26 protein-coding genes are annotated in these 25,798 nt (G+C 38.8%); 23 read left to right on the plus strand and 3 right to left on the minus strand.

The features are described from left to right. Positions 1 to 96 precede the first annotated feature (96 nt). Genes PT287_RS03525 through holA form a run of 8 tightly spaced genes read left to right on the plus strand, consistent with a single transcriptional unit; the run spans position 97 to position 7,691 of the window. Positions 97 to 1,266, plus strand: a complete 1,170-nt coding sequence (locus tag PT287_RS03525) for an FtsW/RodA/SpoVE family cell cycle protein (RefSeq protein ID WP_277132634.1) — start codon at positions 97 to 99, stop codon at positions 1,264 to 1,266. After that, on the plus strand, positions 1,266 to 1,607 hold the full coding sequence (locus tag PT287_RS03530; RefSeq protein ID WP_277132636.1) for a YlbG family protein: 342 nt from the start codon (positions 1,266 to 1,268) through the stop codon (positions 1,605 to 1,607). Before PT287_RS03525 ends, PT287_RS03530 begins: the two co-directional genes overlap by 1 nt. Beyond that, a complete protein-coding gene (rsmD, locus tag PT287_RS03535) occupies positions 1,604 to 2,155 on the plus strand; it encodes a 16S rRNA (guanine(966)-N(2))-methyltransferase RsmD (protein ID WP_277132638.1) in 552 nt (183 codons plus the stop codon). The genes PT287_RS03530 and rsmD overlap by 4 nt, the downstream gene beginning before the upstream one ends. Further along, positions 2,155 to 2,634 carry a pantetheine-phosphate adenylyltransferase gene (coaD, locus tag PT287_RS03540; protein ID WP_277132640.1) on the plus strand — a complete coding sequence of 160 codons (480 nt, stop codon included), beginning with the start codon at positions 2,155 to 2,157 and terminating at the stop codon, positions 2,632 to 2,634. Before rsmD ends, coaD begins: the two co-directional genes overlap by 1 nt. A 2-nt stretch (positions 2,635 to 2,636) precedes the next feature. Next, a complete protein-coding gene (locus PT287_RS03545; protein WP_277132642.1) occupies positions 2,637 to 3,686 on the plus strand; it encodes a SepM family pheromone-processing serine protease in 1,050 nt (349 codons plus the stop codon). A gap of 60 nt (positions 3,687 to 3,746) precedes the next feature. Continuing rightward, positions 3,747 to 4,454, plus strand: coding sequence for a helix-hairpin-helix domain-containing protein (locus PT287_RS03550; RefSeq protein ID WP_277132644.1), 708 nt, complete (start codon positions 3,747 to 3,749; stop codon positions 4,452 to 4,454). Further along, positions 4,423 to 6,708 (plus strand): DNA internalization-related competence protein ComEC/Rec2, encoded by a 2,286-nt coding sequence (locus PT287_RS03555; protein WP_277132969.1) that lies wholly within the window; start codon positions 4,423 to 4,425, stop codon positions 6,706 to 6,708. Before PT287_RS03550 ends, PT287_RS03555 begins: the two co-directional genes overlap by 32 nt. Next, complete coding sequence (holA, locus tag PT287_RS03560) at positions 6,705 to 7,691, plus strand: DNA polymerase III subunit delta (RefSeq protein WP_277132646.1); 987 nt, start codon at positions 6,705 to 6,707, stop codon at positions 7,689 to 7,691. The genes PT287_RS03555 and holA overlap by 4 nt, the downstream gene beginning before the upstream one ends. Before the next feature lie 63 nt (positions 7,692 to 7,754). On the opposite strand, the gene rpsT is transcribed toward holA, so the two are convergent. After that, the gene (gene rpsT / locus PT287_RS03565) at positions 7,755 to 8,006 is read right to left on the minus strand and encodes a 30S ribosomal protein S20 (protein ID WP_277132647.1); all 252 of its coding nucleotides are present in this window, start codon (positions 8,004 to 8,006) and stop codon (positions 7,755 to 7,757) included. 202 nt (positions 8,007 to 8,208) lie between these two features. Between rpsT and rpsO the strand changes: the two genes are divergently transcribed. The 7 genes from rpsO to yihA all read left to right on the plus strand — a co-directional run bounded on the left by rpsO (position 8,209) and on the right by yihA (position 16,058). Beyond that, on the plus strand, positions 8,209 to 8,478 hold the full coding sequence (rpsO, locus tag PT287_RS03570) for a 30S ribosomal protein S15 (protein ID WP_277129710.1): 270 nt from the start codon (positions 8,209 to 8,211) through the stop codon (positions 8,476 to 8,478). A 155-nt stretch (positions 8,479 to 8,633) separates the two neighbouring features. Further along, complete coding sequence (locus tag PT287_RS03575; protein WP_277132649.1) at positions 8,634 to 10,403, plus strand: ribonuclease J; 1,770 nt, start codon at positions 8,634 to 8,636, stop codon at positions 10,401 to 10,403. 2 nt (positions 10,404 to 10,405) lie between these two features. Continuing rightward, the gene (locus PT287_RS03580) at positions 10,406 to 11,239 is read left to right on the plus strand and encodes a tetratricopeptide repeat protein (protein WP_277132651.1); all 834 of its coding nucleotides are present in this window, start codon (positions 10,406 to 10,408) and stop codon (positions 11,237 to 11,239) included. 185 nt (positions 11,240 to 11,424) lie between these two features. Further along, entirely contained in the window at positions 11,425 to 12,615 is a 1,191-nt protein-coding gene (gene tuf / locus PT287_RS03585) for an elongation factor Tu (RefSeq protein ID WP_277132654.1), read from the plus strand. A 142-nt stretch (positions 12,616 to 12,757) separates the two neighbouring features. Continuing rightward, positions 12,758 to 14,089, plus strand: a complete 1,332-nt coding sequence (gene tig / locus PT287_RS03590) for a trigger factor (protein ID WP_277132656.1) — start codon at positions 12,758 to 12,760, stop codon at positions 14,087 to 14,089. A gap of 126 nt (positions 14,090 to 14,215) precedes the next feature. Beyond that, positions 14,216 to 15,481 carry an ATP-dependent Clp protease ATP-binding subunit ClpX gene (clpX, locus tag PT287_RS03595; RefSeq protein ID WP_277132658.1) on the plus strand — a complete coding sequence of 422 codons (1,266 nt, stop codon included), beginning with the start codon at positions 14,216 to 14,218 and terminating at the stop codon, positions 15,479 to 15,481. Next, the gene (gene yihA / locus PT287_RS03600) at positions 15,471 to 16,058 is read left to right on the plus strand and encodes a ribosome biogenesis GTP-binding protein YihA/YsxC (protein ID WP_277132660.1); all 588 of its coding nucleotides are present in this window, start codon (positions 15,471 to 15,473) and stop codon (positions 16,056 to 16,058) included. The genes clpX and yihA overlap by 11 nt, the downstream gene beginning before the upstream one ends. Before the next feature lie 135 nt (positions 16,059 to 16,193). Here yihA and PT287_RS03605 read toward each other — a convergent pair whose 3' ends face one another. Further along, positions 16,194 to 16,316, minus strand: coding sequence for an SPJ_0845 family protein (locus PT287_RS03605; RefSeq protein ID WP_277132662.1), 123 nt, complete (start codon positions 16,314 to 16,316; stop codon positions 16,194 to 16,196). Positions 16,317 to 16,492: 176 nt separating this feature from the next. Here PT287_RS03605 and uvrC point away from each other — a divergent pair, with 176 nt between their 5' ends. The 8 genes from uvrC to PT287_RS03645 all read left to right on the plus strand — a co-directional run bounded on the left by uvrC (position 16,493) and on the right by PT287_RS03645 (position 25,516). After that, positions 16,493 to 18,295 (plus strand): excinuclease ABC subunit UvrC, encoded by a 1,803-nt coding sequence (gene uvrC / locus PT287_RS03610; RefSeq protein ID WP_277132663.1) that lies wholly within the window; start codon positions 16,493 to 16,495, stop codon positions 18,293 to 18,295. A gap of 81 nt (positions 18,296 to 18,376) precedes the next feature. Continuing rightward, positions 18,377 to 19,681, plus strand: coding sequence for a GTPase ObgE (obgE, locus tag PT287_RS03615; RefSeq protein WP_277132666.1), 1,305 nt, complete (start codon positions 18,377 to 18,379; stop codon positions 19,679 to 19,681). Between the two features lie 28 nt (positions 19,682 to 19,709). Then, positions 19,710 to 21,629 carry an acyltransferase family protein gene (locus PT287_RS03620; protein ID WP_277132668.1) on the plus strand — a complete coding sequence of 640 codons (1,920 nt, stop codon included), beginning with the start codon at positions 19,710 to 19,712 and terminating at the stop codon, positions 21,627 to 21,629. A gap of 12 nt (positions 21,630 to 21,641) precedes the next feature. Beyond that, the gene (gene rnz / locus PT287_RS03625) at positions 21,642 to 22,583 is read left to right on the plus strand and encodes a ribonuclease Z (RefSeq protein ID WP_277132670.1); all 942 of its coding nucleotides are present in this window, start codon (positions 21,642 to 21,644) and stop codon (positions 22,581 to 22,583) included. Beyond that, complete coding sequence (locus PT287_RS03630) at positions 22,576 to 23,370, plus strand: SDR family oxidoreductase (RefSeq protein WP_277132672.1); 795 nt, start codon at positions 22,576 to 22,578, stop codon at positions 23,368 to 23,370. The genes rnz and PT287_RS03630 overlap by 8 nt, the downstream gene beginning before the upstream one ends. Before the next feature lie 8 nt (positions 23,371 to 23,378). Next, on the plus strand, positions 23,379 to 23,600 hold the full coding sequence (locus tag PT287_RS03635) for a lipopolysaccharide assembly protein LapA domain-containing protein (protein WP_277132674.1): 222 nt from the start codon (positions 23,379 to 23,381) through the stop codon (positions 23,598 to 23,600). A 111-nt stretch (positions 23,601 to 23,711) separates the two neighbouring features. Further along, a complete protein-coding gene (gene rpmF, locus PT287_RS03640; protein ID WP_277129694.1) occupies positions 23,712 to 23,903 on the plus strand; it encodes a 50S ribosomal protein L32 in 192 nt (63 codons plus the stop codon). A gap of 65 nt (positions 23,904 to 23,968) precedes the next feature. Further along, positions 23,969 to 25,516 (plus strand): bifunctional UDP-sugar hydrolase/5'-nucleotidase, encoded by a 1,548-nt coding sequence (locus PT287_RS03645; protein WP_277132676.1) that lies wholly within the window; start codon positions 23,969 to 23,971, stop codon positions 25,514 to 25,516. A 47-nt stretch (positions 25,517 to 25,563) separates the two neighbouring features. On the opposite strand, the gene PT287_RS03650 is transcribed toward PT287_RS03645, so the two are convergent. Continuing rightward, positions 25,564 to 25,770, minus strand: coding sequence for a YjzD family protein (locus PT287_RS03650; RefSeq protein WP_277132678.1), 207 nt, complete (start codon positions 25,768 to 25,770; stop codon positions 25,564 to 25,566). Positions 25,771 to 25,798 lie beyond the last annotated feature (28 nt).

A 25,798-nucleotide genomic window follows, 5' to 3' on the forward strand; every position in this document is an offset into this window, starting at 1 on the left:
TTTAACAAATTCAAAAAAAGAGCATTCACCTAATGAAGTGGTGCTCTTTTTGCTTTATAATAAAAGCAGGTTTTTACTCTGAAGGAGAGGCTATCCGTGCGTGAAAAAATACACCATTTGAATTACAATATTTTAGTTCCATATTTGTTACTGATTGTTATCGGAATCATTATGGTTTATTCGGCAAGTTCTGATATTTTGCTGGTAAATGGTTTTAAGCCGTCAGTTTATGGTGTTAGGCAGGCAGAGTATGCTGTTGCCGGACTAGCTTTTGCCTTTTTATTTTTAAGACTACGACTTAAAAATTTCAAAAGTGCTAGGTTTGTTGAGTGGTTTTTAGGGATTAGCATGTTGCTACTCGCTTACTTAATTGGCTTAAAAATTGTTAGGGGTTCGGCAGCAGCTGTTAATGGGGCAGTTGGTTGGATTGATTTAAAGGTTATCAAAATTCAACCACTGGAAATTGCTAAATTAGCCTTAGTTGTTTACCTTGCCTTTATTTTAGACCGACATGATGGTGCTTTTAGACTTGGGCACATTATCGAAAATTTATCACGACCAGCATTTATAGCAGTCATTATGATGTTTTTGGTGTTAATTGAGCCAGACTTTGGGGGAACTGCAATCTTAGCAATGATCGTGATTGTAATGTTTTCAATGTCAGGCATTCCTGCCAAAATGGCAGTGCTTTGGCTAGTTGGTATTGGTGTTGGCGTCTTTTTACTGGCGGTGTTGGTAGTGCACTGGAATCCAAAATTTTTACAAACTAGCTACCAATATCAACGCTTTATGTCATTTTTACACCCGTTTCAATTGCAGCAAAAGGGCGGTGCACAGCTTGTCAATTCTTACTATGCAATTCATAATGGTGGTCTGTTTGGTGTTGGGCTCGGTAATAGTATGCAAAAGCGTGGTTATTTACCGGAGCCATACACGGACTTTATCTTGTCGATTGCTGCTGAGGAGCTTGGCGCAGTTGGCGCAATTGTTATCGTTGGTCTAATCTTTTACTTAATGTGGAACATTATGGAGGTTGGCATTCATGCTGAGTCCCAATTTAATGCCTTGATTTGTTTTGGCGTGGCCACGATTATTTTTACAGAAACTTTATTTAATGTTGGTGCGGTACTGGGCCTTCTTCCAATTACGGGGGTAACTTTGCCATTTATTTCTTATGGTGGGTCGTCAATGATCGTCCTTTCCGCATCAATTGGCTTAGTGCTTAACGTGGCGGCTAATGAAAGAATGGAGAAGGAGCATGAATAATGAGTATTAATCAGGACTTACAGGACACTCCTGTGACTAAGAGACAGGGCCTAATTGTCTACCTTGATTCGGTTAGTAACCAATACAAGTTGCGGCATTATGGCGATATTGTCTATTTTTCTAAAAAAATGTGTTACTGCGTTTTATATACTGATCAAGAAGAAGTTGATCAGGTGATCCAAAAGCTAAATTCACTTGATTTTGTTAAAAAAGTTGAAAAATCAAGTGAAGAAAATTTGGACTTATCAAGCAGTCATATTGAGCAACAAATTACAGAGATGGCACAAGCCGCAGAAGATAAGCTATTAAAAGAACAAGAAAAATTGGAACATTTATCATGAGAATTATTTCTGGCAAATATGCTAAACGCAATTTATTTACGCTAAAAAGCCAAAAGACAAGACCAACAAGCGATAAAGTTAAGGAATCGCTGTTTAATAGTCTGGGGCAATTTTTTTCCGGTGGACAAGTGCTTGACCTGTATGGTGGCAGTGGTGCTTTAGGAATTGAAGCAGTGTCACGAGGCTGTGACCACGCAACAATAGTTGATATTAATTATGCAGCTGTAGAAATTATTCGCAAAAATGTTGCGCTCACTAAGGAAGAAGATCAGTTTTCGGTTTATAAAATGTCCAGTAGTGTAGCGCTTAAAAAATTGGCGCAGGATGAGCAGCAGTTTGACCTAGTGTTTTTAGACCCGCCGTATGCTAAACAGCAAATTACAAAAGATATGCAAAAGATGGTGGAACTAGACTTGTTAACACCAGAGGCATTAATTGTTGCAGAGACTGATGATGAAACTAGTTTAGGTGACATTGCTAATTTTGCATTAATTAAGGAGCATCATTTGGGCAAAACGATTGTCCGCTTTTATCGGAGGGAAGAGTAATGACGGCTGCATTGTTTCCGGGAAGTTTTGACCCAATTACGAATGGCCACGTTGGCGTTATCAAACAAGCTGCAGGGATGTTTGACAAACTGTACGTAGTGGTAATGACTAATATGGCTAAAAAATATTTATTTACCGTTGATGAGAGGGTTGCTTTTGCCCAAGATGCGTTAAAGGACTGCCCTAATGTTGAGGTTTTGAAACGGCCGGAAGATTTAACGGTTAATGTGGCTCGTGAATTGCATGCAAAGGCAATTATTCGCGGCGTGCGCAACAGTTCCGACTTTTTGTATGAGCAGGAAATCGCAGCAATGAATAAAAAAATGGTGCCAGAAGTGGCAACAGTTTTGCTATTTACTAAGCCAGAAGATAGTTTTGTTGCCTCAAGTATTATCAAAGAAGTTGCTCATTTTCACGGCGATATTAGTGCGTTTCTGCCTAAAATGGCAGCTGAAGCTGTAAAGCAAAAGTTGGGATAATCATGACAAAAGAGCATCAAAATCTGCCACAAGGCAAAAGACGACTACGCAACTGGCTATTTGGAATTATTTTTTTCATGTTAATAGTTGTTGGTCTAAGTTGGCCAACTAATTATTACCTAGAAATGCCGGGAGAAGCTGTTTCTACCGGTCAATTTGTGAAAAGCAGTCAAAATGCACCTAATAATTTATATTTGGTAACGGTGAGTGAAACCAGTCAACCAGCAACCGTGTTGCAATATTTATGGAGCTATACACAAAAATATACAACGCGAATCCCGAGTTCCGAATTACTTGGTGGGCAAACCAATAGCCAATATCAAGAACTGCAGAATTGGTTTATGGAAACCAGCCAGCAAAATGCGATTTACTACGCTGCAAAAAAAGCTGGCTTAAATCCACAACTCAATTACAAAGGCGTTTATGTGATGCAGGTCCAGAAACAGTCGAGTTTTAAGGACAAGTTGCAAGTGGGCGATACTGTCCTTGGGGCTAATGGGCACCGCTTTAAATCAACCGAAGAAATGATGCAGTATTTGCAAAAGCAGCCGCTTCACTCGCAGATTAAAATTACGGTGCTACGTGAAGGCAAAAAGCAATTTTTTACCGGTAAAATTGTGAAAGTGGCGGGAACTGGCAAGCCTGGAATTGGTATCCAGTTAGTTGAACATGTTCAGGTAACCACTAAACCACGATTGACAATTGACGCAGGTGAAATCGGTGGTCCGTCAGCTGGGTTGATGTTTACTTTGACCAGTTATGAAACTTTTACGGGCCGTCGACTGGCTCGAGGACATAAGATTGCTGGTACTGGGACAATTGCACCTAACGGTAAGGTAGGCATTATTGGTGGGGTCGATAAGAAAGTTGTCGCCGCAGATAGAGTTGGTGCCGAAGTCTTCTTTGCGCCAAATGACACAACTGGTGTCAAAAAGTCGGCTAGCAATTATGTAGTTGCTAAGAAAACAGCGCGAACAATTCATTCAAAGATGAAAATTGTTCCCGTCAAGACCTTTACTGATGCACTCAATTATTTAAAACAACATTATTAATCAAAAAGTCCAGAAAAATTTCTGGGCTTTTTTGCGTATTTAATAATTGAGGTGAAAAACGTGGATTGGGAACAAATCAAAGATTTTATTTTAGAGCATAAACAATATTTTTTGGTTGGATTAGTTGTTATTGGGATTGCTCTTTGGACTCATCAAGGAAGTAGTCAAAATGATACTGCTACCGAATTTACTGAAGACTCGCAAACAGAGCAAAAAAGCACATCAGTTAAAAGTGCAGCTAAGGATGTTAAGAGTACTACTGCTCAGGAGGAGCCAGCCAAGCCGAAAAATGTTACTTGCGATATTTCTGGAGCCGTTAAGCATCAGGGAGTCTATACTTTAAAGACAGGTGCGAGACTGCAAGAATTAATTGAAGCCGCTGGCGGTGCTGCTAGGAACGCACAATTAAAGCAGGTTAATCGCGCGTTAATATTGCAAGATCAGGATAAGGTTCATATTCCTTATCAGGGCGAAAAAATTAAGGCTGATGAAATTGTAGTATCGATTGGCGGCAGTTCTACAGCAGCTACCACTTCAGATGATGCTGGTAGTTCAACCACTTCCGCAAAGTCTGGAGCCAAAGTTAATTTGAATACAGCAGATACCCAAGGATTGCAGCAGCTTAACGGTATTGGCGAGAAAAAGGCGGAGCAGATTATTGCTTACCGTCAAAAAAATGGTAATTTTAAAAAGATTGAAGATTTAAAGCAGGTTTCAGGAATTGGCGACAAAACCTTTGCGGCGCTCAAAGACCAACTGGCAGTCTGAATTATTAACGCCCGGATTTTTCTTATTAACTGCGCTGCTTGGCGTTGACTTAAGCTTTGGATTTTACCAAAGTCGCGGCTTCTTACAGCAATTAACCTGGATATTGTTAGCGTGCTACTTGGGCTTACTACTTTTACAAAAATTCGGTAACTTAAAGTGGGTAGTTGTCATCTTGCTAGTAGTGGGAATGGTTGATGCCTTTTTACATAATTCTAAAACTAACTTTGTCTTAACCGAAGATGCAGTAATCAAAATCTACCCTGACCAAGTTAAGGTTGATGATGATTGGTTATCTGGAATTGGTAGTGTCAAAACCGGTAAAGTTTTAGTCTCAGGAACGATAACTAATCAGCAGATTAACCAGCTTAATCAGGGCCAGCCTGTATACCTGTCAAGTTTAGTAGGCGACGTTAAGCAGATTATGCCAGCAACTAATTATGGCCAATTTGATTCACGTCAGTACTATGCCGGCAAAAATATTTGGCAGCAGGTTAAATTTAAAAGTTGCCGGATGCAAACCAAGACTGGTAATTTGAGCGATTATTTTCATTATCTAAGGTTTAAATTACAATCTTATTTTCGCAAAATGCCACGTATTTTGAGCTTTTTTAGTAGTGAATTACTCTTAGGAGAAAATCCTAATCAAGATAACCAGCAAATTTTAGATAATTATCGTGATCTTGGTGTCATCCATATTTTAAGTATTTCGGGATTGCATGTTGGGATTTATGCGTTGCTAATCAGCACCTTGTGTTACTACCTGAAATTTACTGAAGAAGAAACTTTCGTCTGCTGTTTAATTATTTTATCGGGCTGGGTGTTTTTAAGTAATGGTCAGGCTGGTTTTGTGCGTGCCAGCTTAACTTATCTTTTAGGAAAATTTTTTAGCTTTAAAGGTTGGCAAATAAAACATTTTGATTTATTAGGCTTAACTTGTTTAGTGCATCTGCTAGTCAATCCTCGTTTAATGATGGGAGTTGGCGCCATTTTAACTTATACGTTGGCACTTGGCTTAGAGATGACTGATAAAATGGCTGATTTCAAGCAGTCGGCCATGCTTAATTTACTATTAACCCCATTGTTATTAGTTTATTTCTTCCAATTTAACTTGTTGACGGTCTTGTTTAATATGTTAATTGTACCGTATTTCAACTGGGTGGTAATGCCGCTAACCTTTATTAATTTAGTGGTATTTAGCTGGAAGCCTAATATCTCCAACATATTTGAAGCTATTTTAAATTATGGTGAGCAGTTAATTAGTAAACTATCAGCAACTAAAATTGGGCTATTAACTTTTGGCAAGATTAATTGGTGGCAATGCTTGTTTTTGTTGGCGCTAACTACAATAATACTAGTCAATGTGAATGAAAAAGTTAAACTAACTAGGCAAGGTCGTAAACTAGCGGCTGGTCTTGGATTAACTTACTTAACTATCTTAATTACGATCCATTTTCCGTTTACTGGCCAAGTAACTTTCATTGATGTTGGTCAAGGTGACAGCATTTTAATTACAACGCCACTTTGGCGCCATGTCTACATGATTGACGTTGGTGGTAAGTTAAATTTTGGCGGTAAAAAATTAACGCCGCAAGTCAATAAAATAACGATTCCACTTTTGAAGGCTGAGGGCATTAGTCAAATTGACGGGCTTTTTGTATCGCACCAAGACGCAGACCACGTGGGAGATTTAGGTCCTTTTTTGGAACAAATGAAAGTTAAAAAGCTGTATATGGCACAAGGATTAATTAATAATCCATCTTTTCAAAAGCGGATTAGCGGGCGAATTGCTAAAAATCAGATTGTTCAATTGCTGGCAGGGATGACTGTTCCAGGCCCCTTGCCATTTCATGTTGTTTATCCGTTTAAGCCGGGATTAGGAACTAATGATGATTCCTTATCTTTGACTTTTACATTAGCAGATAAGAGTTGGCTCTTTACAGGTGACTTGGGTCAAAAGGGTGAGCAGGAAATTATGGCGAAATACAGGCTGCATGCTGATTATTTTAAATTAGGGCATCATGGCAGCAAGACTGCCTCAAATCCAGATTTTCTACAAAAATTGCACCCAGCAATGGTCTTTATTTCTGCTGGTCGTGATAATCGTTTTGGCCATCCACATCCAGAAACACTAGCAACACTAGAAGCGCAACATATACCGTGGGCTTCAACCCAAGACTGTGGTATGATTACATGGACTTATGGCAAATTAATCCAACCTAAATTAACGCGTTTTATCCCGGTGAATAACAAATGACATTACTTTCCTTATTTAAAAATTCCAATAATAGTAATCCCCAAACATTAATTTTGGGTGAAGATAGCTTTTTAAATGACTATTTAGCCCGCTCTTATACACACGAAGAGCGGTTTAATGATCTTGAGCGCATCAGTATTGATTGTGAGAGTGATGGTCTTGATGAATTGATTGCCGACTTAACCGAATCAAGTTTATTTAGCCAGCAAAAAATTATCACAGTCAAAAATCCGTTTTTCTTAACGGCTAAAGTTCCTAAAAAAATGCAGAAGCAGTTGGAGCAGCTGCAGGAAATTTTTGCTAACTTGCAGCAGCTGGATGACGTTGTTATCCTAATTGCTTCTTATGAGAAAGTTGACCGCCGTAAAAAATTAACTAAAACGGTCTTGCAGCAGTTCAATGTCGTTGAAACTAAAGTAAAAACTTACGAAGTTGGTGCGATAACTAAGGCGTTGATTGCCGCAGAAGGTTATCAAATTTCGCGTACGGGATTGCAATTATTACTGCAGCGCAGTGACCAAGTGCTTGATACTATTTTAGGCAATTACAATAAGCTGAAGGTGATTGCAGTTGGTTGCAAAATCACTGAACAGGCAATTGAGCAAAACGTTGACTTGTCACTTGCCCAAAATGTTTTTGCCATTTTAGAGGCCGCATTAAAACACAACTATCAAGAGGCAATTAGTCGACTTGACAATCAATTGCGCGAAGGTAGCAACCCAATTCAATTGTTAGCAGTTTTTGAAAATCAGTTGGAATTAATTTTAGCGGCAAAAATTTTACAAAAGCGGGGAAGAAATGAGTCACAGATTGTTAAAGAACTAGGCGTTCATCCTTACCGAGTAAAATTGGCGCTGAGTAATCGTTTGACGCTTGAAAAATTGATGAACTTACTCGAAGAGGCAATTAAGCTAGACTTTAATTACAAAAACGGCCAATATCGTGAAGATAATTTTCTAAAATTATTTATTTTGAATGTATAAAAAAGACAAGAATCATGATGATTCTTGTCTTTTTAATTTGTTAGTCAATAAAAATTAGGCTAACTACTTAGCCAATTTAGCCAAACGACTCTTATCACGGCTAGCCTTGTTCTTATGAATAAGACCCTTTGAAGCGGCCTTGTCCAAAGCACGAGCAGCAGCAATGTGTAATTCGGAGGCGTCTTCAGCACCGGCTGCTTGAGCAGTCTTGAACTTCTTAACAGCAGTTCTTAACTGGTTCATTTGAGCGGCGTTACGCTTTCTTGCAGTATCTTGAGTTTTAACACGTTTGATAGCTGATTTAATTTGTGGCATGAGATTCACCTCCATTGATCGTAATTTTACTTAATTGATTATACTGGAGAATAATCTCAGATGCAAGATAATTTATACTTGCTTTTTAAAAAAATAATCTGTATTATACTATTGTTGTGAACCGTTAACGCTGTTTGCACGCTCACACCTGACGGTTAACGTTGTTAACGGCAATTATTTTAGTGAAAGGTGAAAAAATATTATGGCAATTTCAAAAGCTGAAAAAGACGAAATCATTAAGAAGTATGCAACCCACGAAGGCGATACTGGCTCAACTGAGGTTCAAGTTGCTATCTTGACTACAGATATCAACAACTTGACTGAACACATGAAGAGTCACTCACATGATCACCATTCTTACGTTGGTTTACTGAAGAAGATTGGTCACCGTCGTAACTTACTTCGTTACTTACAAGATAACGACATTAATCGTTACCGTGAATTAATCAAGAAGTTAGGTTTACGTCGTTAATTGCAAATATGATAAAAAAGTCAGCTCGTTTAGAACTGGCTTTTTTATTTTTGTCATCATTACTTTTTATGCTAAAATTAACAAAGATACTTTTTACGTTGTGATCGCAATGATCCATAAAATAACAACTGAATAGCAATAGAAAAGGAAGTATAATGGCTGATCAAGTTAAAATAATGATTTTGAGCGGCGTACGCGAACAAGGAAAAGACATGTTTGCCGTTCAAGTCAATGATGAAATTTTTGTCCTTGATGCAGGATTGAAGTATCCTGATAGTTCTTTGTTTGGAATCGATTTGGTTATTCCCGATCTTGATTTCTTTGAGCAATATGGCGATCAGGTTGTCGGCATCTTTTTGACGCACGGACACGCTGATTCTATCGGTGCCTTACCATATATTTTGCGAGATTATGATATCCCAGTATTTGGGTCACAATTAACAATTGAGCTGGCTAAGATCAAGGTTAAGCGGGTTAATAAGCGTTGTAAAAACAGTTTATTCCATACAATTGATGCCGAAACCGAAATTGATTTTAAGAACGCTAATATTTCGTTCTTCCATACAACACATTCAATCCCAGATTCATTAGGAATTGATGTTCATACACCAGCTGGTGAAGTTGTCTACACAGGGGACTTTAAGTTTGACCCATCGGCAGCGCCAAATTACCGCACTGACATGGATCGGCTTGCTGAAATTTCACAAAAGGGGGTATTGGCGCTTTTAAGTGATTCTTCAAATGCAGAAGCATCATTTCCAAATAATTCTGAGCAGAGTATTGGCGATTATGTTACCAATGTTTTCCGTAATACCGAAGGGCGCATTATTGTTGCTGCCAAAGCATCGAACATTATTAGAATGCAGGAAGTATTTAATGCTGCTCAACAAACGGGCAGACGCGTTTTGTTAACAGGTCGTGATGTCGCTAAAATTACGCGAACAGCAATGGAATTAGGTTACTTAAAGGTGCCTAAAGGCTTATTAATGCGAGTTAAAGACCTTAAGACAACGCCTGAAAACAAGACGGTAATTGTAGAAACCGGACAAACGGGCGAGCCACTTAATTCTTTACAAAAAATGGCACAAAACCGGCATAGCATGATTACCATCCACAAGGGCGATTTAGTCTTTGTCTCGACAACGCCATCGCATTCAGTCGAAACGCGGCTCGCACAAACAAGTGATATGGTTTATCGTGCTGGTGGCACCGTCATCCAATTAGGGCACGCTAAACATACTAGTGGTCATGCGACAGGTCGCGATTTGCAGCTGATGATTGACACATTAAAGCCGCAATTCTTGATTCCTGTTATTGGCGAATACCGTTTGCTTGAAGTGCATAAGGATTTAGCAACCAAAACTGGCATGAAACCAGAAAACATTTTTGTTACCAAAAATGGTGACTGCCTGAATTATGACTTTAAACAAAAGAAGTTGTACTTAACAGATCCAGTACCTGGTGAGGATACGATGATTGACGGCTCAGGTATTGGGGATGTCGGCAATATAGTTTTACGCGACCGTGAAGTATTGTCTGATGACGGTATTTTTATTGCTGTTGTAACAATTGATCGTCGTAAAAAGAAGATTATTGCAGAGCCGCAAGTTACTAGCCGCGGGTTTGTTTACATTAAGGCTAACCATAAGCTGATGCATGATAGTATCGAGCTAATCAAGGAAACCATCAATAATAATTTTGCCCATAAAAAATTTGATTGGACAGAAATTAAACAAGATGTGCGTAATGACCTTGAGAAGTTTTTGTACAAGCAGACTAATCGTCGGCCCGTAGTCTTGCCCGTTGTGATGGAAGTTAATCAAAATCGCCACCGTGCAATGCAAAAGCGTAACAGTAAAAATGATGCTGAGCAGCAAATGTCACCTAAGCAAAAGTCCAACCCAAAACCTGGACAGAAGGACTAAACATGACTTCATTGAGTCAAAAAAATTTACTTAATTTAGCTCAAAAAAGCGAAGCAAATGGTGATTTTGAACAAGCTATTCAATACTTAGAAGAGGCTTTGCGCGGTGGGCGCACGGCTGAACTTGTGATTAGACTCTGCGACTTATACTTAAAGAATGGACAAGAATATGCTGCTTTTGCATTGATCAAAGAAGAGCCAGATCTCTTTTCTGAGCAGGATATTTTTGCTGAATACAGTAAAATTTTGCAAGCCAATCATTTCTTGATTGAAGCACTTGAAGTGGAAAATTTAAGTAAAAAAAGTGTGCAGATAGCGGTTACACCGATAGATTTAACTGAGCAACAGGAAATTATGCGGCAGTTTAAGCAGAAAAAACACGTTACGCAATTTGATTATGAGCAGCTATTTAAATTAGATTTATCTAACTTTGTTAATTTTGCTCAAAGTCTTTTGCTGGATCCAAGTTTAAATTTTGCCGTGCGAATTGCTTTGTGTGAAGATTTAGTTCGTCTTGGCGTCAAGGATAAAATACGCGTTTTGGTGTTAAGCCAAAGTGAAGATTTTATCCCTCGAAATACTGAATTATTGGAAAAAGGTACGGTTTACCGCGAAATTATTTCGGCGATTGGATCGCGATATTATCACCGTCCAAGTCAATTACCGACAGTTTTGGGTGAAGTAAACTTGATTTTAGGCAGTCTTTATCCTAAACTAGCTAAGTACGTTGATGAGCCGGACAGTTTTGCTAGTGACCTTGCTTCATATATTGAAAAACACGATGGACGAGGTCACCACAAGCTGTTTGAGCAAATTTATGCTAATTTACCTAAATAATTTTGAACAAAAAGACTTTACTTTTTGGAAGTATTTAGTATAATAGCAAAGGACGTTTTCATTAGGCATGGCTCTATGCATTAAAATACTAGGCATTTGCCAATGAAAGTAGTACAATATTCAACAGAGAATTATCCGTTACTTACTCAACGGACTTCTTGCAAAATTACAGGAGGGTCATTTTAATGGCAGAAAAAGAACATTACGTTAGAACGAAGCCACACGTAAACATTGGTACTATCGGTCACGTTGACCATGGTAAGACCACTTTAACTGCGGCTATTACTAAAGTTTTATCAGAAAAAGGCTTAGCAAAGGCTGAAGATTATTCAGAAATCGATGCTGCGCCAGAAGAAAAGGAACGTGGTATTACCATCAATACCGCCCACGTAGAGTACGAAACTGAAAATCGTCACTACGCTCATATGGACGCTCCAGGCCACGCCGACTACATCAAGAATATGATTACCGGTGCTGCACAAATGGATGGTGCTATCTTAGTTGTTGCCGCAACTGATGGTCCTATGCCACAAACTCGTGAACACATTTTGCTTGCTCGTCAAGTTGGTGTTAACTACATCGTTGTCTTCTTAAACAAGACCGACTTAGTTGACGATCCAGAATTGATCGACTTAGTTGAAATGGAAGTTCGTGACTTGTTAACTGAATACGATTACCCAGGTGATGATATTCCAGTTATCCGTGGTTCAGCTTTGAAAGCTTTACAAGGTGACAAAGAACAACAAGACGTCATCATGAAGTTAATGGACACTGTTGATGAATACATTCCAACTCCAGAACGTCAAACTGACAAGCCATTCTTAATGCCAGTTGAAGACGTCTTTACTATTACTGGTCGTGGTACTGTTGCTTCAGGTCGTATTGACCGTGGTACTATCAAGATCGGTGACGAAGTAGAAATCGTTGGTTTGGTACCAGAAGTTCTTAAATCAGTTGTTACTGGTTTGGAAATGTTCCACAAGACTTTAGACTTAGGTGAAGCCGGTGATAACGTTGGTGTATTGCTTCGTGGTATTGACCGTGACCAAGTTGTTCGTGGACAAGTTTTGGCTGCACCTGGCTCAATTCAAACCCATAAAGAATTTAAGGGTCAAGTTTATGTTTTGAAGAAGGAAGAAGGAGGACGTCATACTCCATTCTTCTCAGACTACCGTCCACAATTCTATTTCCACACTACTGATATTACTGGTGAAATTGAATTGCCAGAAGGTACTGAAATGGTTATGCCTGGTGATAACACAGAATTTACTGTTAACTTAATTAAACCAGCTGCCATTGAAAAGGGTACTAAGTTCACTATCCGTGAAGGTGGTCGTACTGTTGGTGCTGGTCAGGTTACTGAAATTCTTGACTAGTTTCTAAAGAGACAGTTAAAAAAATGTACTTCTTCATAGAAGTACATTTTTTTTGCCTAAATTTGTTTTTTGCGCGCGTTTAATGTAAGATAACTTAGTACGCAACAAAGCGATCGAACTTGACATTGGAGGTATTTAATTAATGTCTGTAAAATGGAATAAGACCGGTAAGACTGCCGGAGAACTTACTTTTGATATTTCTCAAGCTGAGGTTAAGCGTGGCTTGGATCAAGCCTTTAAGAGAGTAAAGAATAGTTTACGTGTTCCTGGCTTTAGAAAAGGTCACGTTTCTCGTGTTATTTTTGACCAATACTATGGTGAAGAAGCTTTATACGAGAATGCTTTAAACATTGTTTTGCCTGATGCATATTCAGCTGCTATTAAAGAAGCTGGTATTGCTGCTGTAGGTCAACCACAAATTCAACCTGTAGCAATGGATGCTGATAAGGACTGGACAATGAAAGCTATTGTTTCAGTTGAACCTGAAGTTAAATTGGGCGACTACAAGGGTATTGAAGTTCCTAAGCAAAATACACGTGTTTACGCAAAGGATATTGATGCTGAACTTGAAAAAGACCGTGAAAAGAATGCTGAACTTGTTCTTAAGAAGGGTGCTTCTGAAAAGGGCGACACTGTAACCATTGATTACAAGGGGACCATTGACGGTACTGCCTTTGATGGTGGTTCTGCTGACGATTACTCACTTGAACTTGGTTCAAACACATTTATCCCAGGCTTTGAAGATCAACTTATTGGTCATGAAGCTGGCGACGATGTTGATGTAGTAGTTACATTCCCAGAAAATTACGGTGCTAAAGATTTAGCTGGTAAAGAAGCTCACTTTGCAACTAAGATTCATGAAATCAAGTCAAAGCAAATGCCTAAGTTAGACGACGACTTTGCTAAGGACGTTGATGATTCAGTTGAGACTCTTGATGAATTAAAAGATAAAATCAAGAAGAACTTGAAGGAACAAAAAGAATCTGCTGCTAAAGATGCTATTGAACAAGCAGCTATTGAAGGTGCTGTAGCTAATGCTACGATTGATGAAATTCCTGATGCAATGCTTCAAGAAGACATTAACACTCAAATGAACCAGTACTTGGGCAACATGCAACGCCAAGGTATTAGTCCTCAAACTTACTACAAGTTAACTAATACAACGGAAGATCAATTGCGTGCTCAATTTAGCAAGGATGCTGCAGAAAGAGTTAAGACTAACTTAGTTCTTGAAGCAATTGTTAAGGCAGAAGATCTTAAGGCTTCAAAAGAAGAGATTGACAAGGAAGTTAAGGATCTTGCTAGCGAATACAATATGGATGAGAAGACTGTCCGTAGTACTTTGACAGATGAAATGCTTTCTCACGATATTAATGTTCGTAAAGCCATCGACCTTGTTGCTGACAACGCTAAGCAAGTTGCTAAGTCTAAGATTAAAGACGAAAAAGAAGACGACAAGTCTGATAAAAAATAGAATTTAAGTTCTAATAAAAAAGGTGGTTTGAATTAAACCGCCTTTTTTATTTTCTACAAGCAAATAAGTCTGGTACTTTTTTAAATTTATGATACGCTTATTCTTGTAGATTACAGGAGGAATAGTATGGCAACACAGTTTACTGATCAGGAAGAAATTAAATGCTCTTTTTGTGGTAAAACACAAGATCAAGTTAAAAAGATGATTGCTGGTAACGGCGTATATATCTGTAATGAGTGTGTTGATTTATCTAAGAAAATCATTGACGAAGAACTGAAGTCTGACTCACTTAAAAAGGCTCATGACTTGCCAAAACCAATAGAAATCAAGGAGCAACTTGATCAATATGTGATCGGGCAGGAACGGGCTAAGAGGGTCCTGTCAGTGTCTGTTTACAACCATTACAAACGAATTAGTCAAATGGATATTGATTCGTCCACAGAACTGCAAAAGTCAAATATTGCCTTAATTGGACCGACTGGTTCTGGTAAGACCTATTTGGCACAGACTCTAGCGCGCATTTTGGACGTACCCTTTGCAATTGCTGACGCAACTACTCTGACTGAAGCAGGGTATGTTGGTGAAGATGTCGAGAATATTTTACTCAAGCTCTTGCAAAATGCTGATTATGACATTGATCGGGCAGAGCGGGGCATTATTTATATTGACGAAATCGATAAAATTTCTAAAAAAGCAGAAAATGTTTCAATTACCCGTGATGTTTCCGGTGAAGGGGTACAGCAATCATTACTGAAAATCTTAGAAGGAACCATTGCCTCCGTTCCACCACAAGGTGGTCGTAAGCACCCACAACAAGAAATGATCCAAATTGATACAACTAACATTTTATTTATTGTCGGTGGAGCTTTTGATGGTATTGAACAGATAGTTAAAAATCGGTTGGGTAAAAAAGTTATTGGCTTTAGTGCTGAAAATAGCCTTAATCAAGCTCAAGACGATGCTTGGACGCAGCATTTAACAACTGGTGATTTAGTTAAGTTCGGTTTGATTCCAGAATTTATTGGTAGAATTCCAGTTATTGCAACCCTTGATAAACTTAATAATTCTGACCTTGTTCGCATTTTAACAGAACCTAAGAATGCCTTAGTTAAGCAATATACTAAGTTATTGGCACTTGACCAAGTAAAATTGAAGTTCACTGATGGTGCTTTAGAAGCAATTGCCGATTTAGCAATCGAACGTAACATGGGTGCTCGTGGCTTACGAACAATTATTGAAAATGCAATGATGGGTATTATGTACCAAACGCCAAGTGAGACAGATATTGAAGAAGTAGACGTTACTAAAAATGTCATTTTACATAATGCTGAACCTAAGGTAATTCGACATGAATCAGGCGATGAAATGAAGGCAACCGCTAATGATCATTAGAAGTAGTAACTATGCAATTAGTGCCGTTCGTGAAGATCAATATCCCAAAAATGATTTGCCTGAAATTGCACTTGCAGGGCGGTCTAACGTTGGTAAATCAAGTTTGATTAATTCCTTCCTAAACCGGAAAAACCTTGCTAGAACTTCAGCACAGCCGGGTAAAACACAAACTTTGAACTTTTACATTGTCAATGAGGGCTTTTACCTAGTTGATGTTCCTGGTTATGGTTATGCTAAGGTCTCCAAATCACAGCGAGCTAAATTTGGTGAAATGATTCAGGATTATCTCGAAACACGGGAGAACTTAAGGGGATTAATCATTTTAGTTGATTCACGACATGAGCCAACCAAGGATGATATTGCTATGTATAATTATGCTCAATACTTGAATTTACCGATTTTGGTGGTTTGCACCAAAATTGATAAGGTCAAAAAGAATCAGATTAATAAGGTATTAGCTAATTTGAAGAAGACGTTGGATTTATCTTATGATAATGTTACTGTTCTGACGTATAGTTCGGTTAAAAAATTGCATATTCAAGAATTAGGCAATTGGATTGAACAACGTTTACAGTAAAGTGGCAAATAAAGTGGCAAACGTTCTAAAGTAGATAAAAGTATCATTATACTTTTATCTACTTTTTATTTATTTTGATGTAAAAAATATCCTGTTAAAACACGACCAGGGTGCAATAACAGGATAAAATTTAATTTATTTGTCTTCGGTTTTCTTTTTATTATCTTTACTTAGTTTTTTCTTTTTGTCTTCTGGAACAGTCGCAAATTTATCAAATAATTTTTCTAATTCGTCTTGTTTTTTAAAAGTTAGGCCCATAATTATCTTCCTTTCGTTATGTCAATTATAATAAAATTTGATGCAGAGAGCTAGTATAAATTTCATCAACTTTAAATAATTAAAATTATGTAAAGTTAGTAACTGATAATTAGAATAAAATCGATTCCAGCCAAATTATGTTAAAATTAATAGTGCATTTTCGAAGGAGTGATTTTTTGGCAACTGAATTAATTGAAAACAAATTAAAATTATTACCCGCAAAGCCGGGGTGTTACTTAATGAAGGATATTAATGGGACAGTTATTTATGTTGGTAAGTCAAAAAATCTAAAAAATCGGGTGCGCTCATATTTTAAAAGTAAGCAAGTAGGCCGCCGCGCTGAATTAGTGCAGGAAATCCGTGATTATGACATTATTACAGTATCGACAGATAAGGAAGCCTTTTTACTCGAAATCACTTTAATTAAGAAGTATCAGCCGTATTATAATGTTCAACTAAAGCAGGGGACTGGGTATCCGTACATTGAAATAACTAATGAGCGGGACCCGCAGACCAAGCTCACAAGTATCGTTCGCCGTGATGGCGGTTATTATTTTGGACCGTATCCCAATGTTTATGCTGCACAGGCAACCTTGAAGTTTATTCAAAAAGTGTTTCCTCTTAGGCATTGTCATGGTAAAGAGGGCCGACCATGTCTTTACTACCATATGGGGCAATGCCTGGGTGCCTGCTTTAAAACTGTACCTAAAGCAGTTTATGATGCTCAAATCAAGAAGATCAAAAGTTTCCTTAATGGTGATATTGCTTGGGTCAAGCAGGATTTGAACCAAAAGATGCTGGGAGCATCACAAAACCTTGAGTTTGAACGGGCAGCAGATATTCGCGACCAATTGAAATATATTGAAGAAACCGTCGAAAAACAAAAGATTATTTCCAATGATAATAAACAGCGCGATATTTTTAATTTTTATGTTGATAAGTCATGGATTTCTATTCAAATTTTCTTTTTGCGGCAGGCTAAATTGCTGCGGCGGGAAACGAGAATGTACCCATTAACTGATACTAGTGATCCAGAAGATACCTTTGCATCGTTTATTGTGCAATTTTACGGTCAAAAGAACCGGATTTTACCTAAAGAAGTATTGGTACCCAAGGGGCTAGACAATGAAGCATTGGCTGAAGTGCTAAAAGTGCCGGTTAGAACACCGCAGCGTGGACAAAAACGGGCTTTACTCGATATGGCTAAGGATAATGCTAAATTAAAGCTTGACGATAAGTTTAGATTGTTAGAATTAGGCAATAGGAAAACTAAAGGCGCCCAAAAAGAAATTTTTGCTTCACTTGGTTTACCATACGGCCATGTTATTGAAAGTTTTGACCACTCGCATATTCAAGGTGCCGATCCCGTTTCTGCTTTAGTCGTCTTTAAGGACGGTGAGCCAGACAAAAATGCTTACCGTAAATATAAGCTTAAGGGTGAAGTCGAACACCAAAATGGTGGTGATGAAGTCAGAAATACGCGTGAGGTTGTTAGACGGCGTTACGGCAGACTGCTGCGTGAGCACCAAAAGATGCCCGACCTAATCTTGATGGATGGGGGACAAATTCAGGTTGATGCCTGTGAAGATGTTTTACGCAACGAATTAAACCTTAATATTCCAGTTGCCGGGATGGTTAAGGATGATAAACACCGGACCAACCACTTGCTGTTTGGTGATCCGATTAACGGCGTGCCTTTGAAATTAATCCCACTTGATCCAAAGTCGCAGGGCTTTTACCTAATGACAAGAATCCAGGATGAAGTTCACCGGTTTGCGATTACTTTTCATCGGAAAACGCATGCTAAAAATGCGTTGTCGAGTAAGCTTGATTCAATTAAAGGGATTGGACCAAAAAGCAGAAATAAGCTATTGCGCCAATTTGGCTCGCTTAAAAAGATTAAAGAGGCATCAATTGATGAATTGCGAGCTGTCGGCTTAACGCTGCCCCAGGCACAAACAGTGAAATTAACTCTGTAATTGTGGATTTATCTGATGATAACAGTAATTTTTATGTTATAGTAATGTATTAGAGTCTAGAAAGACGGAAGGAGAATTGACATGCCTACATTTGTCGATCAAACTAAGATTGAAGTCCAAGCCGGTAAAGGTGGCGACGGCATGGTTGCTTTCCGCCATGAAAAGTACGTTCCAAATGGCGGTCCAGCCGGTGGTGACGGCGGTCGTGGCGGCAGTATTATTTTTGTTGCGGATAGCGGATTAAGAACCCTGATGGATTTTCGCTATCGGCGGAAATTTAAAGCCGAATCTGGTGAAAACGGGCGCATTAAGTCTCAATATGGACGTGGTGCAAAGGATCTTTATTTAAAGGTTCCCGTAGGAACAACGGTTTATGATTTTGAAACCAATGAAGAAATTGGTGATTTAACTGAAAATAAGCAAGAATTAGTTGTTGCTCATGGTGGTCGCGGTGGTCGCGGCAATATTCACTTTGCTACAAGTGTCAATACTGCACCCGAAATCGCTGAAAATGGCGAGCCTGGTGAGGACCGTGTTCTTCGACTGGAGTTAAAAGTGTTAGCTGATGTTGGATTAGTTGGTTTCCCATCCGTTGGTAAGTCAACTTTATTGTCGGTTGTAACTAAGGCTAAGCCAAAAATTGCGGCCTATTCATTTACCACATTGACGCCTAATTTGGGCATGGTTATCTTACCTGATGGCCGTGATTTCTCAATGGCTGACTTGCCCGGATTAATTGAGGGTGCAAGTCAGGGTGTAGGTTTGGGGATCCAATTTTTACGGCATATTGAGCGCACAAAAGTTATTTTGCACTTAGTTTCAATGGATCCCAATAATGGCCGCGATGCATTAACCGATTATCAGGCAATTCGTAAAGAGCTGTTAACCTATGATGACAGTCTTCAAGATAAGCAAGAGTTAATTGTTGCTTCGCAAATGGACATTCCAGGCTCAGACGAAAAGCTGGTAGAATTTAAGCAAAACTTGCAAGAAGCAGGGATTAAAGAACCAGTTTACGCAATTTCAAGTGTGGCACACAAAGGTGTTGACGTCTTGATGCAAGATACTGCAACAATGGTTGCTGAAGTCGAAAAACGACAAGCAGAGCAAACACCTAAACAAGTTGAAGAAACTAAGGAATACAAATTTACTGCTCCTAAAAAGAATGAATTTACAATTGAAAAACTTGAAGATCACGTCTTTGAGATTAAGAGTGAAAGTTTACTGCGGTTAGTTGAGCGGACCAACATTGATTATCATGATGGGATTATGCGGTTAGCTCGTAAGCTAAAGAATTTAGGCGTTGATGACGCTTTACGCGAAAAAGGAGCCGTAGACGGCGACGACGTAATAATTGGTACATTCAACTTTGAATTTGTCCAATAGAATCATTAAATAGAAAAAGTTAGACATTATGACAAAAAATCGGTTTATTACAGGATACTCTGGACTTAGAGCATTGGCAGTTATTGGTGTGATTTTATATCACCTAAATCCTAATACTTTCGTCGGTGGTTATCTTGGAGTGCCGATCTTTTTTGTGTTATCGGGATATTTGGTTACAGACCATATGCTTAAGGCATATCGCGAGCAAGGTTATTATGATCAACACAAATTTTATTTTGGCCGCATAAAAAAATTGTACCCGCCGTTAATTGCTGTTTTGTGGCTGTCGGCGGCATATATCTTTTTGTTTCAACGCAATCTACTGGTTAAGTTAGCGCAAATCGTAGTCGCCAACTTGCTGAATGTTTATAATTTTTGGCAAATTATAAATGGTCAGAGTTATTTTGAGCGGTTTGCTACCAATGAATCACCGTTCACGCATTTATGGACAATGTCCATTAACGGTCAATTTTATCTTTTATGGCCAATCGTGATTTATTTACTAGTTAAATTCTCTAAGAAGCGTAAAACAACCTTTTGGATTTTGTTTGGAGCTTCTCTTGCATCAGCATTAGAAATGGCGCTTTTATATCATAGCGGGGTTGACATTAACCGAATTTATTACGGTACAGATACGCGTTTCTTTTCTTTAGGATTGGGTGCGACATTAGCTGTAATTTGGCCAATGGAAAAGTTACGGACTGATGTTACCATTACTGACACTTGTATTCTTGATGGTGTCGGGCTAGTGGCATTAGTCGGCTTGATTTGGCTATTCTTTAGCCCGCAAATGGATCCAGAACATAGTTTTACTTATAATGGTGGGATGTTATTGTTTACGGTGCTAACGGTTATCTTAGTTGGTATTATTGCTCATCCTGGTAGTCATTGGAATAAATGGCTGACCAATCCAGTTTTTAATTGGATTGGCTCGCGGAGCTATGGGATTTATCTTTATCAGTTTCCCGTAATGATTTTCTTTGAAGACAAGGTAACGAATGTAGCTGATCATGTTTTCTTGTATCCACTAATTGAAATTGCATTGATTTTGATCTTAAGCGAGATTTCTTACCGGTTAATTGAACGACCCCTGGGTAAAATCACGTGGGTCAAACTCAAGAACTATTGCAGTCAGCTGTTTAAGAAGTCAACGACCAATTATTTTGCTAAGTTACAGGCAATTATTAGTTGTCTAGTATTTTTAATTGGTACTACAGCCATCTTAATTTCGCCTACAGTTAAAGCCCGCGATTTTAACAGGTCGCAATTAGCTACAAGAATTAGGGTCAACCAAGTGCAACAGAAAAAAGATAATCAAGTTTTAATTACTAAATTGCAAAAAGCCAAGAAAAAAACGCGGCAAAGGACTAAACTAGTTAATGAGGCACGACGTGCAGCTAAAAGTCGTCCAGTTAACCAGTCTTTCGAAAAATATGGTATTTCGCAATTAGATTTACAATTAGCGCGAAAAGTGCAACTAACGGCGGTTGGAGATTCTGTAATGGCCGGCTCAAGCGACACTCTTAGGCAGCTGATGCCTAAGGCAGTTATTGATGCCGCAGTTTCACGGCAGTTAAATGCAGCTTTTGGCCTGATTAGTCAATATCAGGCGCAAAAGGCGTTAGATAACAATGTCTTAATTGGCTTAGGAACTAACGGGCCATTTCCAATGAGTGATTTGGATCAGTTAATGAAGCAAGTGGGTCCAAAGACGCAAGTCTTTTGGATTAATACGCACGTGCCAAGTAAGCCGTGGCAAAATCAGGTTAATAATTTGCTAGAAACGGCAGCTAAAAAATATCGCAATTTAATTATCATTGATTGGTATAATTATTCAAAGAAGCATCCTAGCTGGTTTTATCAGGACAACACACACCCGACTCCAGTAGGATCAAAGTATTATAGTGCTTTGATTGCCAAAACAATTGCTAAGCACGCAAGATTTTAGAACAGGAAATATATGGAACTACAATTTCTAGGTACAGGGGCAGGGCAGCCATCCAAAAAACGTAATGTGTCAAGTATTGCATTGAAGATGCTTGATGAAATAAATGAAATATGGTTATTTGATGTTGGGGAAGCTACGCAGCACCAGATATTGCGGACAAACATTCGTTTGCGTAAGGTAACCAAGATTTTTATTTCGCATAATCATGGCGACCATATTTTTGGCTTACCAGGGTTGCTTGCCACGAGATCATTCCAAGGCGATGTTGGTCCCTTAACAATTTATGGTCCAAGTGGCCTGGAGCAATTTGTCCGAACAGCACTGCGGGTTTCACGAACTAAGGTTACTTATCCGATTAAGTTTGTCGTTTTAGACCAAGGTGGCTTAATTTATCAAGGACAAGGATTTAAGGTCTATGCTGAAAAATTGGTTCACCGTGTACCTAGTTTTGGTTATCGGGTAGTTGAGGATTCTCATCAAGGTGAACTCTTGATGGATAAATTAGCGCAATATAATGTACCTAATGGACCATTACTTGGTAAACTAAAAAATGGTGAACAAATTTCACTGGCCGATGGTACTGTGTTAGATGGTCATGACTTTTTAGGTCCCGATAAACTTGGTAGGATAGTAACAATTATTTATGATACTCGTTCGACACCAACAATCGCCAAATTAGCCAAGAATGCGGATGTTCTAGTTCATGAATCAACGTTTGCTGGCAATGAAGCTGACTTAGCGCATTCATATTATCATTCGACTGCGGTTGAAGCGGCTAAGATTGCGCGCGATAATGGGGTTAAAAGTTTATACTTAAATCACATTTCGGCTAGATATTTGGGTGCTAAAGCTAAAAATTTAGAAAAACAGGCTCGGAAAGTATTTCCAAATACCAATTTAGCTAATGATTTTGATCGAGTAGAGGTTCCAATGAAAGGTGAAAACAATGAGTGATTCGTTAAGAAATAAAGTAGTAGTTGTAACTGGTGCTTCCAGCGGCATTGGACGTTCAATTGCGTTAGAAAGTGCCGGACGTGGGGCAACAGTGATTTTGATTGCTCGCAGTAAGGACAAACTTGAGCGGATTGCGGCTGAGGCACGTGAATTATCTGGTGCGGCATCTTATACTTTTCCAACTGACATGGGCGAAAGTGAAGAAATTGATGCTACTTTTAAGGAAATTATTAAGGTCACTAAGCACATTGATTATTTGGTTAACTGCGCTGGTTTTGGTAAATTTGAGCAGTTTGTTGAAATGAACCGCCGAGAAGTAACCGCGATGTTCCAAGTTAATGTCTTAGGCTTAATGTATTTCACTCGTTTAATTGGCCGGGTGATGATGGACCAAAAGAACGGTCAAATTATCAACTTCGGTTCAATTGCCGGCAAGATACCAACAGTTAAGTCTGCCGCATACAGTGCATCAAAGGCTGCTGTTATCCAGTTTTCTAATGTTTTACGGTTGGAATTAAAGTCATTTGGCGTCAAGGTCATGACGGTTAATCCGGGACCGGTTTACACTAATTTCTTTAATATTGCCGATAAAAGCGGTAATTACGCCCAAAATGTTGAAAGATTTATGCTTGATCCTGATGATGTTGCTTGGCAGGTTGTTCATTACTTTGGCAGCAATAAACGCGAGCTTAATTTACCACTTAGCTTAGCTGTCTTAGCTAAGTTATATGATTTGTTCCCAACTATTGGCGACAAGCTATCATTGAAGTACGCTTCAAGAAAGTAGAGCTTAATATGAAAGATAAAATGCAACAGGTTAAATTAATTTTCAGTTTAGTTTTAATTTTATTAGCTGTAATTTTTGTTGTTCTTAATACTAACCAAGTAGCAATTAGTTTTGGCTTCTTTGACGTCAAATTGCCGCTAATTATTGTGCTGGTCGTTATGATCATTATTGGGGTTCTAATTGGTTGGTTTTGGGGTTCCAACAAGGGCAAACATGATAAGAAAAGCTAATAAATCTTGATTTATTTATCATTCAATAGTATCATTAACACACGTGAGGTAATTTAGGCACTTTTATTAGCGTTCTAAAACTTAAATCTACAATAAAGGAGATCAATTTAAATGGCAGTTCCTAAGAGACATACTTCTAAGCAAAAGAAACGTTCACGTCGTGGCCATATCAAGTTAGCTGTTCCAGCAATGCATTACGATGCAACTACTGGTGAATACCGTTTGAGTCACCGTGTTTCACCTAAAGGTTATTACAAGGGTCGTCAAGTGGTTAACGAAACTAGCGCTAGCGACAACAACTAATTAAAGGACACCAAAATTTTGGTGTCTTTTTTTTGCCCCAAATTTTTATAGAAAGAAAAAAGATTATGAAATTAGTATTTTTACATTCTAGTGATATTCACGGTTATTTGCTAGCGACGGATTATCAGACAAATACGGATTATGATGCTCCTTTTGGGTTAAGTCGAGTTGCTAGTGCTATTAAAGCAGAACAAGCAAAATATGGCGCTGAAAACGTTATTGTTACTGATGCGGGTGATTGCCTTCAAGGCGCGCCTTTAGCTTCCTACGTCCATAATGCGGACACAAAAGAGGCGCTTAAGCAGTATACAGATGTTTATAATGCTATTGGCTATGACGCACGAGTCTTAGGCAATCATGATTTTAATTATGGCTTAGATTACCTGAAGTATTATATTGCGCAAAATACGGCGCCAATGTTGAATGCTAATATTTTAAATCAAAAAACTGATAAGACAGCGTTTGGTCAGGCTTATCGCATCATTGAAAAGCATGGCATTAAGGTGGGCCTAATTGGAATTACCACCCAGTACATTCCACATTGGGAACCGGCAGACCATGTTGCTGGGCTAAAATTTACCTCTGCTTTTGTCGAGGTTAAGCATTATGCGCAAATTTTACGTCCCCAGGTTGACGTTTTAGCGGTTATTTATCATGGCGGGTTTGAAGATGATCCGCAAACAGGTAGTGAAATTATGCCGCATAATGGTGAAAATGAGGGCGCCAAAATTTTAGCGCAAATCCCTGAAGTTGATGTTTTTCTAACGGGCCACCAGCACCAAAAAATGCAGATGGTGGTTAATCAGACCGCGATTGTTCAACCGGGCTATCGCGGCGAGGCCGTTGGCAAGGTAGTGCTTGATATTGACGATACAACTAAAAAAATCACGTCAATGTCAACTGAGTTGATTACGACTAAGGACTTTGCTGCAGATCAGACAGTTGATGAGTTAACCGAAGCGCTGGATCAAAAAACACAAAGTTGGTTAGATCAACCGATTGCGACATTAAGTGAGCCAGCACCGATTGGCAACGCCACTAAGGCAAGGCTAGAGGGAGCGCCGTTTATTAACTTACTGCAGGCGATGCAGCTGCATTTTACCGGTGCTGATATTTCTGCAACTGCGGTAATGAGCGAAACAGCTAAGGGCTTTGGCAAACAGGTGACCATGCGGGATATTTTGCTTAATTATCCGTATTCTAACCAGCTATGCAAAGTGAAACTAACTGGCCGCGCATTACGCCATGTGATCGAGCATAGTTTGTCATTTTTGACTAAAGATGCTGCGGGCAAAGTAACATTTTTGCCAGAAAAACGTGCTTTTCTCTTTAACTTTGATGTTTTTTACCCTGTAAATTATGAAGCAGATATTACGCGTCCAGTTGGCCAGCGCCTAACTAAATTGGAATTAAACGGCCATCCAATTGAAGACAAACGTAACTATTACTTGGCCGTTAACAATTATCGTGTAATGGGCGGGGGCTTTTATCCTGAATACAGCCCAGATAAAATTGAAGAAATTTCTGATAAAGATTACGTGCAAATGTTTCAGGAATTTTTAACAAGCGGGCAAGTTAAAGTTGACTCGCAAGCTAATTATCATTTCTTTTAGACATAAAAACCGCTAGCCAAAATGGTTAGCGGTTTTTAAATTCAAAATTATTTAAGCTTGGTAAAATTACTTTTATCTTTACTTGAATGAGCGGTAATTGTTGGTATGATTGCCGCAAACAAAATACCGAAGATTATACCAACAATCACGGCGTCTTGTAAGTTAAAGACGTTCTGTGTTAATGGTGCAGCGATAAAGCCCACAATTAACATGTAGACAACGCTCCAACAGATAGTCACTATATAACGACCCATAGTAGTTCCCTCTTTCATATATAGTAGA

This window comes from Lactobacillus sp. ESL0679 (genome assembly GCF_029433515.1).
Classification (GTDB): domain Bacteria; phylum Bacillota; class Bacilli; order Lactobacillales; family Lactobacillaceae; genus Lactobacillus.